We start from the raw sequence: 26,071 nt of genomic DNA, 5'->3' as shown, positions 1-26,071 counted from the left end.
CCAAAAAGATTTTTTGGACAGCTTCTTTTTAGGAAGAAACCTGCTCTGCAGAAGTTTCTTTATGCTGTATGTGACTTGTAATCCAAGCAATTCCACCAGCATCAACTAAATAACATAATAAAATTAAAATTTGCATTTGTAATTGCGACCAATCTCCTAGAGATATAACATCCTGAAGCCCTCTGAGAGAATGAGACATTGGAAGGAATTCTCCACTCTTACTTAATACTGCTATATTTGTTACTTATCATCGACAGCTCAGAAGTTCCGTCAATTCGTTATTCACTATTTCTCGAGCATTTCATCACCACGTACTTAAAAAATCTCCAAAATAAAAATGCCACTTTTCAGTGACATTTTTATCCCGCAGTAACCGGCAGTAATATCCCGATTGGTGAAGGGTCATAATCAGTGGGGAATAAAGCTCTCCACTGATTAAAGTTTCATTTTACTTCTTATCCATTTTCAATTCCGTCTCAGCTAATAGCGGCAACACATTATCAAAAATATGCGTGTTGTTCTCTTTCCCAATCACATATCCACCATAAAACCTGCTGAATACATTGTCATTCCGAAATTCACTCATGCGCTCATACAATTCTTGGGCAAATTTTTTATCTCCTACTTGTAATACATATAAAATCGTTAGCCCATATGCTGCTGGTGATTCAAAATCTACTACTGGTTTTCCTGTTTCTAAATCATAGCGACCGTATAACTTTCCATCTTTGCGGAATACCTTTTTAATAAACTCTAAATATGCTTCGGAGGAAATTCCGCCTAAACTACGATGGTAGGCAACATACGATTGATCAATGAGATTCACCCGGTCTTCATATGTAAATGCACCATCCTCTTTGTATTCTTTCGGGAATGCCCAGCCACGTCTTGGATAATCCGCTAAAAATTGAATAGCTTCCTGATACTGCGTTTCTGAAATTTTTCCGTACTTTTTCATATAAGAGAATGCACTTGGATTTATGTAAGATGTCGTTAATATGTTATTTTGCATCCCCCTATCTGCGTCATAATAGTCAACATAGATTTTCTTTTTCTTATTATAACGTAGTACAGCATCACTCACTTGATCCGCAAGATGCTTATACCGCTCTTCTTTATACATGTCATAAGCACGATATAGCTGTTCGATGATGCGGAGATCATCAATGAGAGCATTCGTACCAACCTGTCTTTCTCCTGTTTCAGAAATCTTCCATAACACAATATGGACTGGATGTATAAAATAATTTTGGATCACCTTTACTTGTTCATCAAACAATGATTGATCGTCCATATCAAGCGTATATTGTAGCCATAGCCCTGATGATTCTGATAATGCTTCACGGCCGGTAGCCTCGTTCGTTCCTACCTTTGAATCAGCTATGCGATATGTTGCGAGCGTCCCATTCTCGTTCATCATATGTCTCATAATAAAATATTCTGTTCGATTTCCTTGTAGTGCAGTCCAAAAAACAATTCCACCTAAAACCATAAATAAAGTTAACGCAATCCATATATACAAACGTTTCCGCACTTTTTCTCACCTCTATAATAAGACTAACCGTAATCTTAGTAGAGCATACGAAAACATTAAAAAGACAATCCTTTAGATTGTCTCTCACTTTTCTATCCTTTACACACGTTAATTAGCCTCTTTTGTAGGGCGATACAATAATTGCACAAGGTGATCATATTCACGCCGTGTAATTTCTTTATTATATAACTTTAATAACAAATCTTTATGCTCTTTCGAAAACGCCATTTTTCTAATGACTTCAGGATACATACAAACATCCCCTCCGTTTTACGTGAACTTCCACATTCTGTTAAACTCTAGCTTGTCCTTCTACAAATAAAACCCCTTAGACAGAACTAACGTTCGCGTAAGCATTATAAAAGATTTTGTTCTAAAACACAAATAAAATATTATTATCCTTCTTTTCTGAAGATTTCAAAATTATAATATCATATCCACTTTTTAAAATACATATATATTTTTGGCATTTTTTTGAATAAATTTTCCAATCCAATCAGAAAATAATGGCAAAAATGAAGAGGAGTAGAATTATGGATACTGTTACATTGTCACGGGCTTTCTTTGGGTCATCACTAGCATTCCACATTATTTTTGCAACACTTGGAATCGGACTATCTTTAATGATTTTTATAAGCGAAGTATTATATCACTGGAGAAAGGATTCTGATTACGCTGTTATGGCAAAAAGGTGGACAAAGGCTTTCGCCATCCTTCTTGGTGTCGCAATTCCTACTGGAACAATCGTCGGTGTACAAATTTCACTTCTTTGGCCCGGATTCGCCAAAATTGTCGGTCAAGTGATTTCTGTTCCATTTCAGATTGAGATTTTCGCCTTCTTCTTAGAAGCTTTATTTATGTCCATTTATGTATATGCAGCAGATAAATTACCACCATTTATGAGATTAATCTCACTCTTTTTTGTCATGCTTGGTGCCACTGCATCTGCCGTATTAATTACCTCAGCAAACACATGGATGAATACACCGGCAGGCTTTTCTATGAATCCTGATGGCTCTGTTTTTAACGTTGACCCGTGGAAAGCATTCTTTAATCCAAGCTTTTTCACAAGCTCCCTTCACGTTGTCATTACGGCTTATGCAACAGGTGCAGCAGTCATTGCTTCTATCGCTGGATTTAAATTATTAAAACGAAATATAAGTCCACGGGAAATTGCTTATCATAAAAAAGGACTATTTTTAGGCCTCGTTGTCACGTTTATTACAGGTGCTACGATGTGGCTTTCTGGACATGAATCAGCAATTGCTTTGCATGAACATTCTCCGGAAAAATTAGCATCTGCAGAAGCTTTATTTGAAACGACATCACATGCTCCTTTGTCCCTTGGCGGAGTTGTCGATCCTGAAACTCTTAAACTGAACTACGCCCTCGAAATCCCAAATATGCTAAGCATGTTAGTTGGATTTAATCCTAATACCGTTGTAAAGGGGTTAAATGAATTTCCACAAGAAACGTGGCCGCCATTTTATACCCATACGTTCTTTAATTTAATGGTTGGTACAGCTGCATTCACTTTTGCTGTAGCAGCAATCGCTCTTGTATATTGGTACTTTATCTATCGAAAAAAAGGGGCAGAATTACCAAAATGGCTTCTATGGGCCACTGCTGCGTGCGGACCGATTATGATGCTCGGCATTGAATTCGGATGGGTTTTCAGTTGTAGCGGTCGTCAACCTTGGACGATTTATGGGATGCAGCGCACAATGGATGCTGCTACGCGCGCTGATTTCGTCGGGCCTTTATTTATTTTATTCATCATTTTGTATATCGGTCTTGGCGCTTTAACGATTTTTGTACTACGAACTTTCTTTAGAAGACATCCATTAAAAAATGATCTAGGGCAGCAAGGAGGAGATCCTCGTGCATGAGGCAAGTATTGCGATTATCATCTTATGGGCCATTATCTTCGTATACAGCATTTTAGGTTCCATTGATTTTGGGGCCGGATTTTGGGGCATGGTATACGCGAAGCACCCGACGCTAGCTGGAAAGCTTGCTAATCGTTATTTATCGCCCACATGGGAAGTAACGAATACATTTCTCGTCTTTGTCGTTGTCGCATTTCTTGGCTTCTTTCCGAAAGCAGCTTTTACACTCGCAACAGTGATGTTTGTACCGGTGACATTAATTTTAGTTCTCGTTGCCATTCGTAGCACATTCATGGTTTTTGCATATTCCGTACCGAAGTATGAGCATATCTTGCGCTTTATTTCTGGTATTACAGGGCTCTTAATTCCAGCCTTATTAATTACAGTTTTGCCAGTAACAGAAGGTGCTTATATTACGACCTCTAGTGGAAAAGAAGTGCTATTATACGGGAAACTTCTATCAAGCCCTGTAATCTATTGGTATATGTTATTTGGGTTAACTTCAGAGTTGTTCCTATCCTCTCTTTTTCTAGCTGACTTTGCAAGAGAGCAGCGCTCAGAGGATACGTATCGACTCTACAGACGAAACGCCATCGTACTTGGTCCGGCGACGCTCGTTACAGCCATTATCGCCCTTGTTGTTATGGAACCAGAAACACAGTGGCTCATGCAAGGATTAATTAAGCAGTTTCCATGGTTCACAGTCTCCATTCTTTTATTTGTAATCGGGTATTCTTCCCTTTGGTGGACAAATAAAAAATACGGTTCACTCGGCTGGCCTCGCATCGCTGTTTTAGCAGTTGTTGCACAATATGCCTTTGCTAGCTACGCTTACGGCGTCGCGCATTTACCGTATATCATTTATCCGGACGTTACTGTATTTACAAGCTTTACAACGAAAGAAACATTCTATGCGCTGCTCATCCTCTATGCAATCGGCATCGCAATCTTGCTTCCAGGCTTTATCTTCTTCTGGAATTTATTCTTAAAGGATCGAACGTTCCTCAAAGAAAAATAACGATTTAAAGAGAAGCTACTCCAAACATTTACTAAAATGTCTAGAGTAGCTTCTCTTTATAATAATGACTCCCTAAATAATTTCTACATCTTTACAAACAAAAATACCATATATATCCATTTTGTTTTTCCTTCATACTAAGTCGCGGCTATGAAAACAAAAGAAGATTCCCACTCGGGCGGCCGCTCTCTCCCACCCCAAAAAAGGTTTTATATCATGTTTTCAATTTTTATTTATCTAGGTTCTTCTCTCTATCAAAAAGCACTAGTTATCTCTCTCATATCTATATTTGCCTTTTAACATCAAATATACATATTCACTAGATTCAGGTACATGCCTAGTTCTTCTTATTTTTTTTTGAATATAATGCTGTATACACTTGAGACAAGCTCAAATCTATTTGCTCAGGTAAAAAAGAAAGGTAGGCTAACAATGAGTACTGAAATATTGATTACTATCATCGTCTTCTTCTTAACCATGGTCGTTATCTTTTGGCGACCACGGGGATTGAATGAAGCATGGCCCGCTGCAATTGGCGCTGGTATCATTCTCCTTACAGGACTTGTATCAAAACCGGATGTTATGGATATTATTAGTAAAATAGGAGGCGCCTCCATAACTATCTTAGCAACTATCGTTATGGCCGTTATATTAGAAAGCTTCGGCTTCTTCCATTGGGCGGCTGCAAAACTGGCAAATCTAGCAAAAGGTTCTGGTCACCGTTTATACTGGTACATTCAATTACTATGCTTCCTCATGACTCTTTTATTTAACAACGATGGCAGCATCTTAATTACAACTCCAATTTTAATTTTACTTCTCAAAAACCTTCAATTAAAACCACACCAACAAATTCCGTATTTACTAAGTGGTGCTTTAATTGCTACTGCTTCAAGTGCACCAATTGGTGTAAGTAATATCGTAAACTTAATCGCATTAAATATCGTACACATGACACTTTATATGCACACTGCAATGATGTTCGTACCTGCAACACTAGGACTACTATTTATGTCATGGCTCATGTACACTGTTTTAAAAAGAAAACTACCTAAAAAATTACCAGTTTCCTCTTATGATATTGAAGAAATCTTCTTCACAAAAAATTTCCATCCTCTAAAAGGAAAAAATTCCGTTGATACAAAACAAAAACGGACAAAATTTATGTTAAAGGTATTACTTTTCGTATTTCTTATGCGCTGTCTTCTCTTCGTCGCTTCCTTCCTATCCATACCAATTGAAATTGTAGCTGTACTCGGTTCACTCATTCTCCTTATATGGAGATGGTACTATTTACGTACAAACCCTGTCGATATCTTAAAAAAGACACCGTGGCACATTTTGATCTTCGCATTCTCCATGTATGTTATTATTTACGGGCTTCACAATGCAGGATTAACAACGTTTCTTGTAACGTGGCTCGAACCGATTGTTAACCAACATCTACTATACGCAAGCTTTACAATGGGTGGATTGGTTTCACTTCTCTCCAACGTCTTTAATAATCACCCCGCATTAATGATTGGTACCATTACATTAACCGAGATGGGACTCGATCCAGTTACTCTAAAAACAATTTATCTTGCAAATATTATCGGTAGTGACATGGGATCGTTATTATTACCAATCGGTACACTTGCTTCCCTCATTTGGATGTACATCCTAAAACAAAATAAAATTAAAGTGAAGTGGAAAGATTATTTAAGCGTATCCCTTATCGTCATTCCGCTCTCAACAATCGTAACATTATTCCTCTTATTCTACTGGGTACAACTTTTCTTCTCCCTCTAAAAAACAATAGCCTCCTTTGCTACCGTCTTAGCAAAGGAGGCTTCTTCTATATTTAAATTAGATACACGTGATCAATCAAGTTAAAAGGTGTTCGGAAGCCGTACATATCTCCCACTATTTGTGGGCATTCGTACCCCATCTCAAATCCAATTATTGATATAAGTGACTACCAGCTTCTTTAAATTCTTCTGATTTCTCTTTCATGCCTTTTTCAATTGCTTCTGTTGTTTCTAAATCATTTTCTTTTGCATATTCACGAATGTCATGTGAAATTCTCATACTACAGAACTTCGGACCACACATGGAACAGAAATGAGCTGTTTTTGCTCCTTCTGCTGGTAATGTTTCATCGTGGAAATCCATTGCCCGTTCAGGATCTAATGATAAGTTAAATTGATCGCGCCAGCGGAATTCAAAACGCGCTTTTGAAAGAGCATCATCACGCTGCTGCGCTGTTTTGTGTCCTTTCGCAAGATCAGCCGCATGCGCCGCAATTTTATACGTAATAACCCCTTCACGAACGTCATCTTTGTTCGGTAAGCCTAAATGCTCTTTCGGTGTGACATAACAAAGCATCGCTGTACCAAACCAGCCAATCATCGCTGCACCAATCGCCGATGTAATATGATCATAACCTGGTGCAATATCCGTTGTTAAAGGTCCAAGTGTATAAAATGGTGCGCCTTGGCAAATATCAAGTTCTTTATCCATATTTTCTTTAATTAAATGCATTGGTACATGCCCTGGTCCTTCAATCATAACTTGAACATCATGCTTCCAAGCAATTTTTGTTAACTCACCAAGCGTTTCAAGCTCAGAGAATTGCGCTTCATCATTCGCATCCGCAATCGAACCTGGACGTAATCCATCTCCAAGAGAGAAGGAAACATCATACTGTTTCATAATTTCACAAATTTCTTCAAAGTGAGTGTATAAGAAGTTTTCTTTATGATGGAATAAACACCACTGCGCCATAATAGAACCACCGCGCGAAACAATTCCTGTCGTACGTTTTGCTGTAATTGGAATGTAACGAAGTAGTACACCTGCATGAATTGTAAAGTAATCCACACCTTGCTCCGCTTGTTCAATTAACGTGTCACGGTATACTTCCCAAGTTAAATCTTCAGCAATACCATTTACTTTTTCTAGCGCTTGGTAAATCGGCACTGTTCCAACTGGTACAGGAGCATTACGAATAATCCATTCACGAGTTGTATGAATATTTTTCCCTGTTGATAGGTCCATAATTGTATCTGCACCCCAGCGCGTTGCCCATGTCATCTTCTCTACTTCTTCCGCGATAGAAGAAGAAACTGCAGAGTTACCGATATTCGCATTTACTTTCACGTGGAAATTGCGTCCGATAATCATCGGTTCTGCTTCTGGGTGGTTAATGTTTGCTGGTAAAATCGCACGTCCTTCTGCGATTTCTTTACGAACAAACTCAGGCTCTACACCTTCACGAATCGCAACATATTCCATCTCAGATGTAATGATACCGTTACGTGCATAGTGCATTTGCGTTACATTTGCGCCCTTTTTTGCACGAAGTGGTTTACGATCCATCTGCGGGAACACAGGTGTATGCTGAGAAGCAGCCTTCACGCCATCATCTTCCGGTTTAATTTCACGTCCTTCATACTCTTCTACATCTCCACGGTCAACAATCCAAGCACGGCGAGGTGTTGGAATGCCTTTTTCCAGCTCTACTTTGTACCCAGGGTCTGTGTACGGACCACTTGTATCATACACGCGAATCGGCGGATTTGGTACACCGTTTGTATCACTTTGCTCAATCTCACGCATTGGTACTTTCATACCTTCACGCGGGCCATCAACATAGACTTTCTGACTTCCTGGTAAACTCGACTTCAATTCAATTTGCTCAGCTGAAACAGATTGCTTCATAATTTGTGTTTCCTCCCCTTTATCATTTCAGGCACATCGAACTTGCTCAGAATCTTGGGCCACCTTCTGGGCAATTCGATTCCCGCTTCAGCAGCTAGAATGGTCGGTGGCTTCGCCTCTTCAGCTGAAGCTCCATCCCCTCCCATTCTGACCGAGCCGCTTTCGCTTTACTTGTGAAAAGGACAAGAACTAGTGACCAGCGTATGCCAAAATAAAAAGAGCCAGGTCCATAGTAAAACAAGGACCTGGCTCATAAAGACATAGTTATGTAAAGCCGTTAACTTCCCTACGCTGGTACGAGCCAGATCAGGTCCAGAGGGTTAAGAAGTTCTCGTACTTCTCTCTCAGCCCACGCTTCTCTTGGGCACCCCTAGTTTATCACTGATTTAATTTTCAATACTTTCCCATCATACACGATAATCAGAAAAATGCAAAGGCATGAAGTACAATTTTTACATGTCGTTTTTTATCTGCTAGTCGATACTCCTTATCGAACCGCTGATAAAGTGAACCTTAATTAGTGGGGTTTTCTTCATCCCCCCACTGATTATTAGCCCGACCAATCGGGCTTTTACAGACAGTTCATCTCCCACCTAACTTCTTTGTTTCCACTGAATTTTGAGGTGGGTGTCAAAACTTATCCATGTTCAGCTAAAATAATATTTTCATCAATGTAAACGTTTATTTAGAAGTTTACTTTCAAAAATGATAAAAATAATTTATTATTTTTAAACATAGATATCCAATTAAGATATATAATTATATCCAGATAACAGGATAGGTAGATCTTGGTAATATGCTAGGTATCGATGTTATAAAGACAACAGAGGAATTAATTATTAAATGGCAATTAGCAAAAATTAGTATTCCATTAGATGAAATCATCGAAATTACTGAAGATGATACTTATGCTGGTGTGGAAAAAGCTGATGCAATTCGAATAGGAACAGCATATGGTACAACTGATCGTATCTTAATTAAAACTATAAAACAAAATTATATATTATTTACTACTAATAAAGTTTCAATTTTAAATAAAATAAATGCTTAATTGCTTTATTTATATTACATAAATTTTTAGAACGAAAGGCAGCTAATGTGAGGCTGTCTTTTATTAAATTTATAGCAAAAAACAATCAAAAAACACAAACAGCATACTTATTTATAGAGGGATTAATAAACTTGGGAGGGTATTTATTCGAGGATGAATAGTCTTTCATGCCGTGGGTAACCATCGGGTTAAGGGTATGTATCATTTTAGGCACAAACAAGCCAGGTACTTTCAGCACCTGGCTTGTTTGTGTTAAGTTGACGGCTTATACCCATCTAAAAACTTAAGGTATCATCCACGTTAAATAGTAAGCTTGTACATATGTCATAATCCCAACAATGGTTACGAAGAATAAACTATGTTTTAATGTGAAGCGGAATAAGTCAGATTCTTTTCCAGCTAGACCTACTGCCGCACACGCAATTGCAATCGATTGCGGAGAAATCATTTTACCCGTTACACCACCTGTTGTATTGGCAGCAACAAGCAATACTTCTGAGACGCCAACTTGCTGTGCTGTAATAGCTTGCAAGTTGGAGAATAATGCGTTTGCCGATGTATCTGATCCTGTTAAGAATACGCCGATCCAGCCAAGGAATGGTGAGAAGAACGGGAATAATCCACCTGTTCCTGCTAATGCTAACGCGAGTGTTGACGATAAACCAGAATAGTTTGCGATGAATGCGAATCCTAATACGAAACCGATAGATAGAATTGGCATTTTTAATTCTTGTAAAGTTTCTGCAAATGTTTCTACAGCTTGTTTTGCACTCATTTTTAAAATAATGATAGAAATAATACAAGCAATTAAAATTGCTGTTCCAGTTGCTGATAAAATATCAAACTTCAATACGGCCTCATAAGGTGTTGGCTTATTTACAATTGGTTCTGCCTTCATGACTAAATTGTGCAGACCTGGAATTTCAAACTTAAAGACAAGACTTTCTAAAGCCCCGCCTGGAGCAAATAGAGCTTTGAAGAATCCTTGACTCCAAACTACAACCATAACTGTCAAAATAATAAACGGTGACCAAGCCTTCACAACTTTTCCAGCTGTTAATTTCGGCATGGATGAAGCTGTTGTTGTCGCTGCCACTTCAGCGTTCGCCTGATTAGATTGATAAATTTCTTTCGGCTGCCATACTTTTAGGAATAACGCTAAACATACTAAGCTGACAAGCGCTGATGTAATATCCGGAAGTTCCGGTCCTAAAAACGTCGCTGTAATAAACTGTGTAATTGCAAATGAACCACCTGCTACAAATAGTGCAGGCCATGTTTGTTTTATACCTTTAAAGCCATCCATTAAAAATACGATAAAGAATGGAACAAATAATGATAGGAACGGTAATTGGTGTCCTGCCATTTGTCCGATTTTATGAGCATCAATACCCGTTACTTGCCCTGCAACTGTAATCGGAATCCCCATTGCTCCGAATGCTACCGGCGCTGTATTTGCAATTAAACAAAGTCCAGCTGCGTATAACGGATTTAAACCAAGACCAGCAAGAAGCGCTGCTGTAATTGCTACCGGTGCACCAAATCCAGCTGCTCCTTCCAAAAATGCGCCAAATGAAAAACCAATTAAAATAACGAGTAATCGATGGTCATTCGTAATCGATAATACCGATGCACGTATCACATCAAATTGCCCTGTTTTAACAGAAATTTTATATAAAAATACCGACATTACAATAATCCATGCAATTGGCCATAACCCATATAAGAAGCCATATCCGGTTGCTGCCATCGCCATTGTAAACGGCATTTTATACGCAAATAGTGCGACTAAAACTGTTAATACAACTGTAATAAATCCTGCCACATACCCCTTCATACGAAACACTGCTAAAGCCAAGAAAAAAAAGATAATTGGAATAAGTGCGACCGCTGCGGAAATCCAAATGTTACCGAACGGATCGTAAACTTGTGTCCATGTGCCCATTGTCCTCTCCCTTTCTGTAATCCCCTGTTTTAAAATTCTTATAATCCTATCAATAGACTATCCGGTCATCATACCTTTAAGTCTAAAATAAAAAACGTTTAAGAAAACGTTTTCAATTATTGTATTTATACTTTACCATATCATTTTTATTTTAAAAAGATTTTTCTGATTATTTTTCCCGTTTTTTCGTTTAATTGCACTTTCTATAAATAGGAAAAAAGTAAGTTTCATTCTTCCCTCATTATTTTAAACAAACGTTTGATTAACAAAAGAAAAGACTATCACTCTGGCGTATTTCACTTTAAACAAACGTTTGATTAAAAGCCTTATGCCTCGTTCAGCACAACTAAAAAAGAAAAAGCACTCGCAATTCGCAAGTGCCCTACCTTCTTCTTCTTTTCTTCTTTTTTCTCATAAGCTTTTTCCGGCGCGTATTCAATCGATCCGCTATAATATGGAGTGCACTCGCAGTGATAACTCCAATTACAAATGTCGTTAAAGCAACATCATGTTCCTTTGCAATCTCAAGCAACCTTCCGTCTAGTACCATTTTATTTACTATGTATAGGAATGGAGAAAAGACAAGAAGCATATACAATATACGAATGAGATCACCGATTACAAGCGTATGCGTTAAAAAAGAACGATGCGGCATCACACATTGATACGGATACCAAAAAATACGAAGTAATCCCCATTTATTATAGGCGTTACTATGAATATCCAAATCTGGTGTTAAGAAAAACGTGCCGATTAAAAATCCTATCGCAAAAGTAAGTAAAAAATCAAAATTTGTTAGTCCATACGAAACAAGCATAAATAAAACAATCGGAAGAGAAAGTAAGTTTATTTTCGTATGTGTTTTTCCTGATGGCATAGTACACTTCCTCGCTTATGTTTGCCCTGCCAGCACATGACAGTTCTCACCTATTGATCTAATTTTTGATCGATAAACGATGTGTCTATATCCGAACCAAACCAATCCGCTAATTTCATCTGCGCTTTTTCTTTTACATCTTCATTTACATACATGGATGCTTGCAAAAGTGCAGCTGTTAATGCCCCTAAATCATCCGTATAACCAATTCCAGCTATAAAATCCGGAATCGCATCAATTGGCGCAATAAAGTAAGCAAGCGCTCCGATAATGGTTGCCTTTACTCGTTTTGGAACATCCGGTCTTTGCATAACGTAAAACAGCAATAAACTTGCATAAATAACCGATTGTCCCGCTTGTTTCGCTACATGTTTCACTTTATTCCAAAACGCTTCAACTGAAAATTTTCGTTCCATATAAAGAGCCCCCATATTTTGTTTTTTTCATTATACGCAAAAAGTAGATGTGCCTTCAAAAAGAAAAAACTAGCCCCATTAGTCAATAAAAAGCTCATCAAATATACACATAACCGATCGATAAAAACTTATTGTAACAGACAACACAAGAAAGAACAAGTGTTCGTAATCATTTCCCGCTATTTACTCTACTTATATTAAGATTTTTCACATATAAATCACGACTTCGGGAACAAAAGAAGACCTACTCTCTTCTCCTCCCTTTGTTTTAAACTCATCATGGGGCGAGCTTCTATACTCAGGCGGACGCTCTCTCCCACCTAAAAAGAGGGGGGGTTATATATTAAAACTCCCATCACCAATTGAAATTTTGCTAGACAACTCCTTTTTGTTCTTTCACTTATAAGTTGCTTTGCATACAAAAATGGACCTGCTCTCTTCTCCTCCCTTTGTTTTAAACTCATCATGGGGCGAGCTTCTATGCTTAGTCGGACACTCTCTCCCATCTAAAAAGAAAGGGTTTATATATTTTCTATCAATATTTCTCAATATAAAATGTTCTATTTCTCTTAACATTCTCTTTTATCTTTGTTATATTTTCTAGTTGACGAGCATATAAACCAATGTTAAAGTTTTCTCTGGTAGTAACAACGAAAATACAAAAACTGTAAAATGTTATAGTGTTTCTAAGAATTGAATTTTGTTGTATAATACAGAAATGACGTTATGCTTATGGATCAACAAAAGAAATGGCAGGAAACCAAAAGGGTATGCATAGTTAAAGTCGTATATGGGTGATATAGAAAACCCTGCTCATGGCCAAGAAAACTATGTATTTTTTATTTTAGCATTTTTCTCTCAAAAATCGACCAAGCCTGATAGAGAAAGGGTGGAAATGGATGAAGGAATCTTTAAAATCGCAATTTCATAGTGTGCGTTTTACTTTGTTCGTCGCTTTGGCCTTATGGCTAAAAACTTACATCATAACGCGTACGAGCTTTGATTTGAAACTTGAATCTTTCATGCAAGAATTTATCTTATTTATTAGTCCATTGGCAACATCATTACTGCTTGTGGGTCTTGCATTATTCGCAAAAGGGAAAAAACGTAATTATATAGCACTTGGAATTGATTTTGTTTTAACAATCGTTCTTGTTGGTAACGTAATGTTCTACGGATTCTACAATGATTTCGTTACTTTACCGGTACTTGGGCAAACGTCCAACTTTGGACAGCTAGGTTCTAGTGTAAAAGAACTACTCAACTACAAAATCATTGTTGCATTTGCTGATATTATTCTTTTCTTCGTTTTATTAAAAAAGAAGAAAGACTTTGCAAAAACGGAGCGTGTGTCACGTCCAATGCGTTCTTTATACTTCGTATCAACGGTTGCTATTTTCTTCGCAAACTTAGGTCTTGCAGAAACTGAGCGTCCGGAACTATTAACGCGTTCATTTGACCGTGTTATGCTCGTAAAAAACTTAGGTTTATATACTCACCAATTATATGATCTTGGCTTACAAGCAAAATCAAGTTCACAAAAAGCATTTGCTGATGGTAGCAAATTACAAGAAACAGAAAACTATGTGAAGACACTCAAAGAGAAACCAGATCCAAATATGTTTGGCGTTGCGAAAGGGAAAAACGTAATCGTCGTTTCTCTTGAATCCTTGCAAACATTCTTAATTGGTGCGACAGTAAATGGTCAAGAAGTTACACCATTCTTAAACCAATTTGCAAAAGAAAGCTATTACTTCGATAACTTCTTCCACCAAACTGGACAAGGAAAAACATCGGATGCTGAATTCTTAGTAGATACATCACTATATCCGTTAGACCGAGGTGCTGTATTCTTTACACATGGTAATAACGAATATACTGCAACACCAGAAATCCTGCGTCAGCAAGGGTATTACACAGCTGTATTCCACGCGAACAACGCAACATTCTGGAACCGTAACATCATGTATCCTGCACTTGGTTACGATCGTTACTATAACGAACTTGACTACAAAATCACACCAGAAACAAAGTTAAACTGGGGATTAAAAGATATTGAGTACTTTAATCAATCCGTGGATATGTTAAAACAAGTGAAGAAGCCATTCTATACTCGCTTCCTTAGTTTAACCAACCACTATCCATTTACTTATGATGACGGTACAAAATTAATCGAGCCTTACAACTCTGGTGATGGTGTATTTGACCGTTACATGGTAACAGCTCGTTACTTAGACGAAGCACTGAAAAACTTTATTGAACGTCTAAAAGCAGAAGGTATTTATGATAACTCGGTTATCGTATTCTACGGTGACCACTATGGTATTTCTGAAAACCATAACCGTGCGATGGCACAATTCTTAGGAAAAGAAGAAATTACAACATTTGATCATATGAACTTACAACGTACACCAATGTTCATTCACGTTCCAGGTCAAAAAGAAGGTAAAACAATTTCAAAACCAACAGGTGAAATTGATATTAAACCAACAATTCTAAACTTACTTGGTGTTGATTCAAGCAATGACATTAGCTTCGGTCATGATGTATTCTCACCAGATTATAAATCATTCGTTGTTCTTCGTGATGGAAGTTTTATAACAGAACAATATATATATACAAACAGTACATTCTATAACCGCGAAACAGGCGAAATTGTAGAAGTACCGAAAGAAGAAGCTCAAGCGATGATTGATCGTGCGCAAAATGAACTGCACATGTCTGATAAACTCATTGAGGGAGACTTACTTCGCTTCTCTGAAAGCAACAAAATTAAAACGGGCGAAGTAAAAACAATTATTAAAGAAGACAAAAAAGGCGCTGAGTAATCTCAGCGTCTTTTTCTCTACATTAGTATGATAAAATTACACAATCTTCACCAAATATTTACATGAAATTCATGAAACATCTCTATAATAGAATTTGTAAACAGTGTTCTGTTCATTCCTCATGGGGAATAATAGTATCATTTGTGTAACAATTTCCCTGATGTTACCGGGAAGTAACATCCATTGTCTTAGTAAAGCCGTTTGGTTTACTGGTCACCTTTCTAAGCTATACCAAGACAATATCCCTATGAAACAAGCTACCCTCTTATGCAACATTGTTGCAAGCAACGTTCTATATGAATGTTGCTTTTTTTATTTCTAAAAAGCAGGATTCTCATTTCTCATTTGCGAATTTGTATATGCGCAATACAATAAATTGGCGTTTCCATACGGGCTCTCACCACTCATCATTTAAACAATTAAGAAAGGATGGGAAGTAAAATGGCATACGAAAGATTTGTATTATGGAATGACACAATTATTGATACAAATAACAAACAACCGTACATACAATTAGAAGAACGTGGTTTACAATTTGGAGATGGTGTCTATGAAGTAATTCGTATTTATAAAGGAAACATCCACTTATTAGATCCACATTTAACTCGGTTATACCGTTCAATGGATGAAATAGAACTAACACTCGCTTTCTCTAAAGCAGAACTCATTACACTACTTTACAAATTACTCGAAAATAATAACTTCCAAGAAGATGGTACCATCTACCTGCAAGTTTCTCGAGGAGTACAGCATCGTGCGCACACATTCTCTTTTGATGTAACCCCAACGATTTATGCTTATATCTCAAAAAAAGAACGACCCGCTTTATGGATTGAATACGGAATACGTGCCATATCAGAACCTGATACACGTTGGCTCCGCTGTGATATTAAATCCTTAAATCTATTGCCAAATGTATTGGCTGCCACAAAAGCAGAACGCAAAGGATGTAAAGAAGCCCTTCTCGTTCGTAACGGAATAGTTACAGAGGGTAGTCACTCGAACTTTTTTCTTGTAAAAAACGGGATCCTTTATACCCACCCTGCTAATCACCTAATCCTAAATGGGATTATTCGTCAATATATTCTTTCCTTAGCCCATAAACTACAGATTCCTGTTCAAGAAGAATTATTCAGTATTCGTGATGTCTATAATGCTGACGAGTGCTTTTTTACAGGAACAACTGTAGAAGTGCTGCCTATGACACATCTTGATGGAACTGCCATCCAAAATGGGCAAGTTGGGCCAATCACCAAACTACTACAAAAAACATTTGTCCAAAGTTTTTCAACTTCTAATATCTCATTACCTTAAACACGAACATTTTAAATTTCACAATAAAATAATGTATGTATTTTCGTTCAAAATCAAGGTGGAGCATGCACCCTGATTTTTTTTTCGTAATATTTTTGACATATTCAGATTACCGCATAAGCCTTGACAGTAATCGACATGCCTTTTAGAATTTTTAACAGTTGGTAAATATTTCATTACTATATTACAGACAGAAAGGAATCGACAAAACATGAAAAAATATCTTGCCGGTCTTGCGGCAGTGTCTGTAGCAGGAGGAGCAGCCCCGACATTAGATAGCGTTCAAGCTGCCCCTGAAAATACACAAAAGCCTGCTACACAAACTGTTCAAGCTGCACCACAAAACAATTCAAACTACACAGTTACTGCTGACGTATTACACGTTCGTTCAGGAGCTAGCACTTCTCACGACATCATCTCTCGCGTATATGAGGGTCAAAAATTAAACGTAATCGGTGAAGAAAACGGTTGGGTTAAAATTAACCATAATGGTAAAACTGGTTACGTTAGTGGACAATTCGTATCAAAAAATGGTGCAACACCAAACGTAAGCACAGGTGGCAAAAACAAAGTTACTGCTGATGTATTGCGTGTTCGCACAAGCCCAAATGCTTCTAGTTCCATTATGGGACGTGTATATGAAGGACAAACATTGCAAGTTATTAGCATAGAAAACGGATGGGTTAAAATTAACCATAACGGCAAAACTGGTTATGTTAGTGGACAATTCGTATCTGGCATTTCTTCAAATGCTGGTTCTTCAAATAACAACAATGTTCAAGCAGCAAGCGGAAACTATACAGTAAATGTATCTTCTCTTCGCGTCCGTACAGGCCCTAGCACTTCTCATACAGTTTTAGGATCTATTCATAAAGGACAAGTTGTACAAGTTGTTGGCGAAGTTCAAGATTGGTTCAAAATTAACTATGCTGGACAAACTGCTTACCTTAGCAAGGACTACGTAACAAAAGGTGGTTCTAGTAACGATGTTGTCCAAGGTAATGATCAACAACAAGAAATCAATAACAACGTAACTGTTCAAACTGGCGGTACTTATGTTGTTAATACAACATCATTACGTGTTCGTACAGGCCCAGCTACATACCACGGTGTACTTGGCGGCGTATTAAACGGTCAAACATTAAACGTAATTGGTGTAGAAAATGGTTGGTACAAAATTAATCATCACGGTAAAACTGGCTATGTAAGCAGCGAATTTGTGAAATTTGTTAAAGGTGGCACAACGACACCGGAACAACCAAACCAGCCTGAGCAACCACAAACCTCTGTTGGTGAATACTACATTAATGCGGCCGCATTAAATGTACGTAGCGGCGAAGGTACAAATTACAGCGTAATCGGTGCTCTTCCACAAGGTCAAAAAGTACAAGTTATTTCTGAACATTATGGATGGAGTAAAATTAACTACAACGGTCGCACTGGCTATGTAGGAACTCGTTTCCTATCTAAAACACCAGTCGGTGGCGCTGTAGACAATAAACCTAACAACAGTAACAATAACAACAACCAAAATAATAATAACAACGCAGGCAACACAAGTGGTGATACATCATCTATTCTTGCATATGCAAAATCAATGCAAGGCGTACCATATGTATGGGGTGGCACTTCTGCTAATGGCGTTGACTGCAGTGGTTACATTTTCCACGTATTTAACAAATTCGGTCACAACGTTAGCCGTCAAACTGTAGCAGGATATTGGAGCAGTCTACCAAAAACTTCAAATCCACAACCAGGCGATTTAATCTATTTCCAAAACACTTATAAGCCAGGTCCTTCTCACATGGGTATCTACCTTGGTGGCGGATCATTTATTCAAGCTGGTGACAACGGAGTTAAAATTGTTTCAATGAATAACTCTTACTGGAGCAGCCACTTCTTAGGATATACAAAAGCACCTTAAGTCATAGTTTCAGAGTCTTCTAGATTACTAGAAGGCTCTTTTTATATAAAGTGAAACTTTAATCAGTGGGGGTTTTACGGGCAGTTGATCTCCCACCTAACCTCTTTGCTTTCACCGCATTTTGAGGTGGGAATATTACTGCCCGTTAATGCGGGATAAATCCTTTTGATTTTTTGCATATAAGTCGCTGCTACGAAGAACAAAAGGTGACCTGCTCTCTTTTTCTCCTTTTGTTTTCAATTCGGCACGAGGCGAAAAAAGGCCCTGGCCGCTTCTATCCATGGCCGGACGCTCTCTCCCTACCTATAAAAGAAAAGTCTTTATCATTTTTTTAATTCGTATTTCTACAAATATGTTTCTCTCCTCTTATTTCATACACTATATTCTATAAAAACAGCTCATAACGTTATAATAATGAATATATCCCCCTAAAAAGCATAACCTATTTCACCTCCATAAGATTGATATGTGTTTTCTTAAGGAATTTTCTTTCTATTAAAATTTTTCAATAGACGTTTGACCTCTGATGTCCGGTGTGATAAGTTACTTAAGATGCTATTTTCGTAGAGTATAGACATCTGTTATATATACTTTTTTACTATGAGAGAGGAGATTTACACTACATGAATGTTTTATGGGGAATTGGCGGCGTGATTGGAATTTTAGCAGTTGCTTTTTTACTATCTTCCAACCGCAAAGCTATTAATTGGCGCACAATTTTAATCGCGCTAGCATTACAAATTACGTTTTCTTTCATCGTGTTACGATGGGATGCCGGAAAAGCTGGCTTAAAAGTTGCTTCTGACGGCGTTCAAGGCTTAATCAATTTTTCTTATGAGGGAATTAAATTCGTCGCTGGTAACTTATTAGATAAAGATGGTCCTTGGGGATTCATTTTTGTCATTCAAGCACTACTTCCAATTGTATTTATTAGTTCATTAGTAGCAATTTTATATTATTTAGGTATTATGCAATGGTTCGTTAGTATCGTTGGTGGTGCATTAAGCAAACTTCTTGGCACTTCTAAAGCAGAAAGTTTAAATGCAGTAACAACTGTTTTCTTAGGACAAACAGAAGCACCAATTTTAATTAAACCGTACTTAGCACGTCTAACCAACAGTGAATTCTTCACGATTATGGTAAGCGGTATGACAGCTGTTGCTGGGTCAGTTCTTGTTGGTTATGCAGCAATGGGAATTCCGCTAGAGCACTTATTAGCAGCAGCAATTATGGCAGCACCATCAAGCCTATTAATTGCAAAACTAATTATGCCAGAAACAGAAAAACCGGATAACAATGTAAAACTTTCTACAGAGCGTGAAGATGCTAACGTTATCGATGCAGCAGCACGCGGAGCTTCTGAAGGAATGCAACTTGTTATTAACGTTGCAGCAATGTTAATGGCGTTCATCGCATTAATCGCTGTATTAAACGGCCTATTAGGATGGGTTGGATCTTGGTTCCATATTAAACTTAGCCTTGATTTAATCTTTGGATATATTCTATCTCCATTTGCTATCTTAATCGGTGTTTCACCAAACGAAGCTGTACAAGCAGCAAGCTTTATCGGACAAAAGCTTGCAATCAACGAATTCGTTGCATATGCAAACTTAGGTCCACACATGGCAGACTTCTCTGATAAAACAAATATGATCTTAACATTTGCAATCTGTGGCTTTGCAAACTTCTCTTCTATCGCAATTCAATTAGGTGTAACAGGGACACTTGCTCCTTCTCGCCGTAAACAAATTGCACAGTTAGGGATTAAAGCAGTAATCGCTGGTACACTAGCGAACTTCTTAAATGCAGCAGTTGCAGGTATGATGTTCTTATAATAAAAATCGAGCTGATCCGAATTTTCGGGTCAGCTTTTTTTATGAATGTATTTCACATACGCCCAGCTCTTTACGTACCTATTTATCAGAAGCCTCTTCCTATACTTACGCGCTAAAAATAAAAAACAAATTATCGGATGGGACAAGACAGTCAGGTTTAAAAAGTAAAAGTGGCAGCGGCTCGTTTAAAATTAAACAAACGTTTGATTAAAAAAATAAGCACAGAGCGCCGTATGCTCTGTGCTTATTTTTACTTTAAATCTATATATCGGACAATACCCCTTAGTCGAAAGTAATATTTTCACGTCCATCCCCCAACGAACGATCTACTTTCATTTATATACGAAAAAGTGACTGCTATTTTTGTAAAACCAATTGCTTCTCTTGCTGTTCTTTAGACACTTCAGTCTTTGGTTCCGTGTTTTCTTGGACACTGCGATGTGCCACACGTTTCAAACAAATATGCTTCCACTTTCTTTCGTAACGCTTCATTATTCTAGTTGTCCCCCTTGAATACGCTTAAAAACCATTTGAAATCGCTTACAGGAAATAATATAGCACATATACGCAAAAGTGACAACACATTTCCGACAAATTTTTGACAAAAATATGGATTACTTTTGACAATATATCAGCGGTTCGACACAACTTATCGACCATTCGACAACCTGCGACAACTGCTAATCAACAGGAATTCGCACAACCTACCAAAAAAGAGCTGATTCAAAATCAGCTCTTTCCTTCTATTATTTATGGTGATGACGAACTTCCTTCTGTAATTCTTTAAATAGGGAAGCAGCCATAAAGAAGATAACAAATACAAACGGGAATGCTGCGATAATCGAAGCAGTTTGCAATGCCTCTAATCCACCTACATATAATAAAATCGCTGCCAATGCTGCTTGAACAAGACCCCAAACCAGTTTAATACGATTTGGTGGATTTAAACTACCATTTGTCGTTAACATACCAAGAACAAATGTCGCAGAGTCTGCTGAAGTAATAAAGAATGTTGAAATCAGTAAAATCGCAAGAACAGATAAAGCTGGTCCTATGCTGCCCATATGATCTAACATAGCGAATAATCCAATTTCTGTACCCATCTCTTTAATTTGTCCATAAATATTTGCTCCATCAAACATCTCCATGTGAATACCTGTTCCCCCAAATACAGAGAACCAAAGCGCACCAATAATTGTTGGAACGAGCAACACACCAATAACAAACTCACGAATCGTACGTCCACGTGAAACACGGGCAATGAATGTACCAACGAATGGGGACCATGCAATCCACCATGCCCAGTAAAATATCGTCCATGATTGAATCCATTGGTTACCACCCTCATTTAATGGGCTTAAACGGAAGCTCATACTTGGCAACTCTTGAATGTACGAACCGATTGTAGAAGTAAAGTAATTCATAATAAAGTTCGTTGGACCTGCAAATAATAAGATTGCCATAAGTGCAAAGGCTAAAATAATATTTATATTACTTAAATATTTAATCCCTTTATCTAATCCTGTTTGTGCAGATAACATATATAGGACCGTTACTACCCCAATAATAACTAACTGCGTTGTTAATGAGTTTGGAATAGATGTTAAGTAACTAAGGCCACCTGCAATTTGTTTTGCTCCAAGTCCTAATGAAGTTGCAACACCGAATACTGTCGCAAATACAGCTAATACGTCAAACGTATGTGCGATCCGTCCGTGCTCACCACTCTTAAATAAAGAACCAACTGTTGCACTAATTGTACTTGGTTTCCCTTTTCGGAACGTAAAATAAGCAATACAAAGTGCTACAAGTGCATACAAACCCCATGGATGTAATCCCCAATGGAAGAATGAAAAACGAAGTGCAAGACGTGCACTCTCTTCTGTTGCACTCTCCCCAAATGGCGGTGCGTATAAATGATTTAATGGTTCCGCAACTCCCCAAAAAATCAAACCGATTCCCATGCCGGCACTAAAGAGCATAGCGAACCAGGTCATATAACTATAATCAGGCTTATCATCATCTTTCCCTAAACGGATCGAACCATATTTTGAAAAGATTAAAAAGATAGCTAAACCTAAGAAAACAGAAACAGAAATGATATAGAACCAACCAAATTTACTAACTAATGCAGTTTGAATTGCAGTAGTCACATTTCCTAAATTACCTTTTCCGATTATAGATTCGGGAATAATCCCCCAAATTGTAAATGCAATACATAATGTTAATGAGACAATAAATGTTTTTGTCAGTTTCCTCATAAAATCCCCCTTTTGTAGGTTTCTTTTTTTCGTAAAATGACTCTAATTACGATATGTTAAATCGGATAAAGTGAAATATTTCTTGCGGTGATTTTCTTCCAGCTCTCTAAAATCAGCCTTCACCAATTAGAATTCTTATGGACAGTTCAGCCTCCATATAACCGTTCGGATTATAAAATGGAGATGTTACCGCCAAATCGTGCGAGATAGATGCGGATGGGAGTGTGTTTCCCAAAAAAGGTGTGTTACAGTTGGAAAAAAGCCAAATTTACGGATGGCAGCTCTTTCTTTTTGTAACAATTATGCGGTTGTTTTTGTAAGGATATAGCACTTCTTTGTGAATACACAAACAAATTGTTTATGTTTATATAACTATTTTAGTCACAAATCGACGAATTACTCAAGGATTGTAACCATTTAGTAAACCTACCGTAATAACTGCGTAACATTATTAGCTCAGTTGAAAAATATCCTCTGTGCTATAGGTAATAGAGATATCTATCAAACCTCTTAAAAACACGGAATGAAAACCGCTTTCTATTATTTCTTTCTATATTACAGAGTATTAATGATTTGTTACGAATGGTTTGTAATTGTGTGATTTCCCAAATTCCGAAAAAAACTGTTGCTATAATGAGGACACGAAAACAAACGCAATGGAGGCTATCATGAAAAAATTAATTGGTATAGCAACGGCAGCGGTTTTTGGTCTTGGGATTTTCACTACTTCTGCAAAAGCAGAAACTGTTGTAACAACAGACGTATTAAATGTACGCGAGAACCCAACTACTGAATCACAAGTTGTAGGCAAAGTATTAAATGGTCATAAATTAGATGTTACAAATACAGAAAACGGATGGTCAAAAATCAAATTAGATGGTAAAGACGCATTCGTAAACGCAGAATTTATAAAAAGCATCTATTACGTAACAGCAAACGTATTAAACGTACGTGCTGAAGCAAACACAAACTCAGAAATTCTTGGTACGCTTAAGAAAGACGATATGATCGAAACAACGAACCAAGTACAAAATGAGTGGTTACAATTCGAATATAATGGGAAAACGGCTTACGTTCATGTTCCTTTCTTAACAGGTACAGCACCTGTTATTGAAAAACAAGAAACGCCTGCTCCTGCTCAAGCTGCAGCACCTGCTAAAGCAGAGGCAAAAGCACCAGCAGCACAAGAAAAACCAGCTGCTAAACCTGCTGTCAAAGCAGCAGAAACAAACACTCCTTCTGGTGGTCGTGAACTAACAGTTGAAGCTACAGCATATACAGCTCATCCGAGTGAAAATGGCGGCACATATGGTGGTCGTGTATTAACTGCAATGGGTCATGACCTAACAGCGAATCCAAACATGAAAATGATTGCTGTTGACCCGAAAGTGATTCCACTTGGGTCAAAAGTATGGGTAGAAGGTTACGGAGAAGCAATCGCTGGTGACACTGGCGGCGCAATTAAAGGTAACCGTATCGACGTTCTAGTTGGCTCTGATTCAGCTGCTAACAAATGGGGACGTAAATCCGTTAAAGTGAAAATTTTAAAATAACCAATGACTGCTAAAAATTCAGCCAGTTCTCATATATTGAGATCTGGCTTTTACTTTTTTATATAAACACAAATGAAAAAACATCCTTTTTTAACCCCATGCAAAGTAAAAACGAGCGCAAGTCTCCTAGCAGCGACTTATATGTTGGAAAACCAAAATGGATATATATATAATGACGATAAGGAGGCTATACCATGAACCCACATGCAAAAATAGACTGGATCGGCACACCGAAGCCATACATCTACAAAGATGATGTAACATACGACGGGGCTACAATTGATTTTTCACTTGAGCATGATGACAATCGCTATAAATTGATGGTGCTCAAGCACGATCAATCCGTTCAATATAAGTTTGTGCAATACGGCACAAAACCGGGATCACAAAAACCATTTCCAATTGATATACCCTTTCAAGAAGAAATGCTTCCGTTAGTAGAAAGAATTCTACAAGATCCATATGTACAAGCTTGTCGTATTTTGTAGAGAAGTCGATATATCAAAAAGACTACCTCTTTGTAAAGAGATAGTCTTTTCACATTTTAATGCGTTGGGCCAGATACTTCTTCTGTTTTCAATGTATTATTCGCACTGATTGAATGATACATTAGTTTCCCATCCGCATTTACTGTAACGATATGTTCATTGCTAAAGCTCTTAAACTTTACAGATCCATCACCATAGCGAATATTGTATTCTTCATATGTCGTTACTTTATATTTCGTAGAACTTTGACGTTCAACATTACGGACTTCAAATTTTAATAAATCCTCAGTAATTCCTTTTTTCTTTAAATATTGCAGATAATCATGGTCTTCTTTATATGATTTTCCGCTCTTATCATAATTATTTTCAATTAAGCTAAAGTCATTTAAAGAAATAGCCCGTACATTGTCATAAATATGATTTCGAACGAAATCACCAACCGCAGTTTCAGATGTTTGTTTTGGGAATCTCAAATAATACGTGCTCTCCTCATCACCAATTTTTACGCTTTCGGTTTTCACAACACCAAAATCAGTTTGTTTCTCTAAATGAACTTCCACCGTCCCATCTGTTGGTACTGGTCCGAGCTTATAGCTTCCAGACTCTAGTTTCCCACGTTTTTTACCATTTACAAAGACATTAGCGCTATTTTCGTCAGAAGAGATTGTAACATATTTTCCTTCAAGTGGTAATTTCACATCCACTTTCCCTTCTTTTTCTCCAGCTAACTCAACTTCCTTTTCCGTTTCTAGTTCAGTAAGCTCTGCCTTCGCCTTTGCTTTTACAACATACGTCCCAGGGAAATAGGGTCCGATTTCTTTAGAAGATTTTCCGCTAGAAATATCCGCCGTTTTTTTATCATTTACATATACTTCTGCATTTTTTGCAGTTGTGCTGACCGTCATAAAATACGACTTAATGCTGAACTTATATTTTGGATATAAGAACCACTCTTTTCCATCTTCTACAATTTGTCCGTCCACAAAGCTTTCTTTGTTAACGAGCTTTGTATCTACCGTTTGCTTTTGTAAATAAGATAACAATTCTTTATTGTACGAAGGATTATCCTTTAAATAACGTAAATAAGATTTAATATCTTCTGTTTTAATTTTCAAGCCTGGGTCATCCGATTTTATAAGAGAATCAATTGTATTTATATCTTTTTTATTGAAAGCATCAATTAATGCATTGATTTGCTTTTCTTTCGAGAATTTATATGCTCCGAATTTATATGCTCCAAATAGTAAAGCAGCGAGTACGACGAATACAATGAGGAGTACAATATTTTTCTTGCTCTTCTTTGGTTGCATTTCCCTCTGTACATCTGCTCTCGAAGCCGCTACATTTTCTTCAATCACTTCTACTTTACTTCCGCATTCAGAACAAAAATTCAAGTAATCTGCGACTTGTTTTTTACATTTCCCACAAAACTTCAC

General features: G+C 37.5%; 20 protein-coding genes, 1 pseudogene and 1 riboswitch. Of the genes and pseudogenes, 11 read left to right on the top strand and 10 right to left on the bottom strand.

Translation table 11 applies throughout. The features are described 5' to 3' along the window. Positions 1-28: 28 nt before the first annotated feature. The 3 genes and pseudogenes from ACM6HU_RS15255 to ACM6HU_RS15245 all read right to left on the bottom strand — a co-directional run. Positions 29-238, bottom strand: a pseudogene (locus ACM6HU_RS15255) (YhgE/Pip domain-containing protein); the annotation flags it as partial. Between the two features lie 210 nt (positions 239-448). Further along, positions 449-1,534 carry a glycosyl hydrolase family 8 gene (locus ACM6HU_RS15250; protein ID WP_414848246.1) on the bottom strand — a complete coding sequence of 362 codons (1,086 nt, stop codon included), beginning with the start codon at positions 1,532-1,534 and terminating at the stop codon, positions 449-451. Between the two features lie 108 nt (positions 1,535-1,642). Then, positions 1,643-1,786, bottom strand: coding sequence for a hypothetical protein (locus ACM6HU_RS15245; protein ID WP_003205090.1), 144 nt, complete (start codon positions 1,784-1,786; stop codon positions 1,643-1,645). Between the two features lie 281 nt (positions 1,787-2,067). Between ACM6HU_RS15245 and ACM6HU_RS15240 the strand changes: the two genes are divergently transcribed. The 3 genes from ACM6HU_RS15240 (at position 2,068) to ACM6HU_RS15230 (ending at position 6,232) form a co-directional block, all read left to right on the top strand. Beyond that, on the top strand, positions 2,068-3,423 hold the full coding sequence (locus ACM6HU_RS15240; RefSeq protein WP_016112572.1) for a cytochrome ubiquinol oxidase subunit I: 1,356 nt from the start codon (positions 2,068-2,070) through the stop codon (positions 3,421-3,423). Further along, on the top strand, positions 3,416-4,441 hold the full coding sequence (locus tag ACM6HU_RS15235) for a cytochrome d ubiquinol oxidase subunit II (protein ID WP_016112573.1): 1,026 nt from the start codon (positions 3,416-3,418) through the stop codon (positions 4,439-4,441). The genes ACM6HU_RS15240 and ACM6HU_RS15235 overlap by 8 nt, the downstream gene beginning before the upstream one ends. 432 nt (positions 4,442-4,873) lie before the next feature. Continuing rightward, positions 4,874-6,232 carry an arsenic transporter gene (locus ACM6HU_RS15230; RefSeq protein ID WP_077294677.1) on the top strand — a complete coding sequence of 453 codons (1,359 nt, stop codon included), beginning with the start codon at positions 4,874-4,876 and terminating at the stop codon, positions 6,230-6,232. Positions 6,233-6,382: 150 nt separating this feature from the next. Here the strand turns inward: ACM6HU_RS15230 and thiC are convergent, their stop codons facing one another. Continuing rightward, positions 6,383-8,143 (bottom strand): phosphomethylpyrimidine synthase ThiC, encoded by a 1,761-nt coding sequence (thiC, locus tag ACM6HU_RS15225; protein ID WP_016112575.1) that lies wholly within the window; start codon positions 8,141-8,143, stop codon positions 6,383-6,385. A gap of 266 nt (positions 8,144-8,409) precedes the next feature. Next, a riboswitch (TPP riboswitch) is annotated at positions 8,410-8,525 on the bottom strand. Positions 8,526-8,939: 414 nt separating this feature from the next. Between thiC and ACM6HU_RS15220 the strand changes: the two genes are divergently transcribed. Beyond that, on the top strand, positions 8,940-9,194 hold the full coding sequence (locus ACM6HU_RS15220; protein ID WP_016132413.1) for a hypothetical protein: 255 nt from the start codon (positions 8,940-8,942) through the stop codon (positions 9,192-9,194). A 283-nt stretch (positions 9,195-9,477) separates the two neighbouring features. On the opposite strand, the gene lldP is transcribed toward ACM6HU_RS15220, so the two are convergent. The 3 genes from lldP to ACM6HU_RS15205 all read right to left on the bottom strand — a co-directional run bounded on the left by lldP (position 9,478) and on the right by ACM6HU_RS15205 (position 12,432). Then, positions 9,478-11,139, bottom strand: coding sequence for an L-lactate permease (gene lldP, locus ACM6HU_RS15215; protein WP_016112577.1), 1,662 nt, complete (start codon positions 11,137-11,139; stop codon positions 9,478-9,480). Positions 11,140-11,521: 382 nt separating this feature from the next. Further along, on the bottom strand, positions 11,522-12,016 hold the full coding sequence (locus ACM6HU_RS15210; protein ID WP_016112578.1) for a metal-binding protein: 495 nt from the start codon (positions 12,014-12,016) through the stop codon (positions 11,522-11,524). Between the two features lie 50 nt (positions 12,017-12,066). Then, positions 12,067-12,432: a YkvA family protein gene (locus ACM6HU_RS15205; protein WP_016112579.1), complete on the bottom strand. Its 366-nt coding sequence runs from the start codon at positions 12,430-12,432 to the stop codon at positions 12,067-12,069. A 790-nt stretch (positions 12,433-13,222) separates the two neighbouring features. On the opposite strand from ACM6HU_RS15205, the gene ACM6HU_RS15200 reads away from it, so the two are divergent. The 5 genes from ACM6HU_RS15200 (at position 13,223) to ACM6HU_RS15180 (ending at position 20,333) form a co-directional block, all read left to right on the top strand. Continuing rightward, the gene (locus ACM6HU_RS15200) at positions 13,223-13,363 is read left to right on the top strand and encodes a hypothetical protein (protein WP_170958259.1); all 141 of its coding nucleotides are present in this window, start codon (positions 13,223-13,225) and stop codon (positions 13,361-13,363) included. Continuing rightward, positions 13,332-15,260 (top strand): LTA synthase family protein, encoded by a 1,929-nt coding sequence (locus ACM6HU_RS15195; protein WP_016112580.1) that lies wholly within the window; start codon positions 13,332-13,334, stop codon positions 15,258-15,260. The genes ACM6HU_RS15200 and ACM6HU_RS15195 overlap by 32 nt, the downstream gene beginning before the upstream one ends. Positions 15,261-15,689: 429 nt before the next feature. Beyond that, the gene (locus tag ACM6HU_RS15190) at positions 15,690-16,574 is read left to right on the top strand and encodes a D-amino-acid transaminase (protein ID WP_077294686.1); all 885 of its coding nucleotides are present in this window, start codon (positions 15,690-15,692) and stop codon (positions 16,572-16,574) included. Between the two features lie 211 nt (positions 16,575-16,785). Beyond that, on the top strand, positions 16,786-18,498 hold the full coding sequence (locus ACM6HU_RS15185; RefSeq protein WP_016132414.1) for an SH3 domain-containing protein: 1,713 nt from the start codon (positions 16,786-16,788) through the stop codon (positions 18,496-18,498). A 623-nt stretch (positions 18,499-19,121) separates the two neighbouring features. Next, positions 19,122-20,333 (top strand): NupC/NupG family nucleoside CNT transporter, encoded by a 1,212-nt coding sequence (locus ACM6HU_RS15180; RefSeq protein WP_016112583.1) that lies wholly within the window; start codon positions 19,122-19,124, stop codon positions 20,331-20,333. Positions 20,334-20,690: 357 nt separating this feature from the next. On the opposite strand, the gene ACM6HU_RS15175 is transcribed toward ACM6HU_RS15180, so the two are convergent. Beyond that, the gene (locus ACM6HU_RS15175; RefSeq protein ID WP_003205060.1) at positions 20,691-20,825 is read right to left on the bottom strand and encodes a hypothetical protein; all 135 of its coding nucleotides are present in this window, start codon (positions 20,823-20,825) and stop codon (positions 20,691-20,693) included. 254 nt (positions 20,826-21,079) lie between these two features. Next, entirely contained in the window at positions 21,080-22,594 is a 1,515-nt protein-coding gene (gene opuD / locus ACM6HU_RS15170; protein WP_016112584.1) for a glycine betaine transporter OpuD, read from the bottom strand. A 656-nt stretch (positions 22,595-23,250) separates the two neighbouring features. Between opuD and ACM6HU_RS15165 the strand changes: the two genes are divergently transcribed. Beyond that, positions 23,251-24,147 carry a cell wall-binding protein EntA gene (locus ACM6HU_RS15165; RefSeq protein ID WP_098116716.1) on the top strand — a complete coding sequence of 299 codons (897 nt, stop codon included), beginning with the start codon at positions 23,251-23,253 and terminating at the stop codon, positions 24,145-24,147. Positions 24,148-24,341: 194 nt separating this feature from the next. Further along, positions 24,342-24,635: a DUF3910 family protein gene (locus ACM6HU_RS15160; protein WP_016112586.1), complete on the top strand. Its 294-nt coding sequence runs from the start codon at positions 24,342-24,344 to the stop codon at positions 24,633-24,635. A gap of 56 nt (positions 24,636-24,691) precedes the next feature. Here ACM6HU_RS15160 and ACM6HU_RS15155 read toward each other — a convergent pair whose 3' ends face one another. Next, on the bottom strand, positions 24,692-26,071 hold the full coding sequence (locus ACM6HU_RS15155) for a zinc ribbon domain-containing protein (protein ID WP_016112587.1): 1,380 nt from the start codon (positions 26,069-26,071) through the stop codon (positions 24,692-24,694).

Source organism: Bacillus sp. IT-79MI2, from assembly GCF_949768135.1.
Classification (GTDB): domain Bacteria; phylum Bacillota; class Bacilli; order Bacillales; family Bacillaceae_G; genus Bacillus_A; species Bacillus_A pseudomycoides.
The sequence above is the reverse complement of the archived record's forward strand: the minus strand, read 5'-3'. Positions and strand labels throughout refer to the sequence as shown.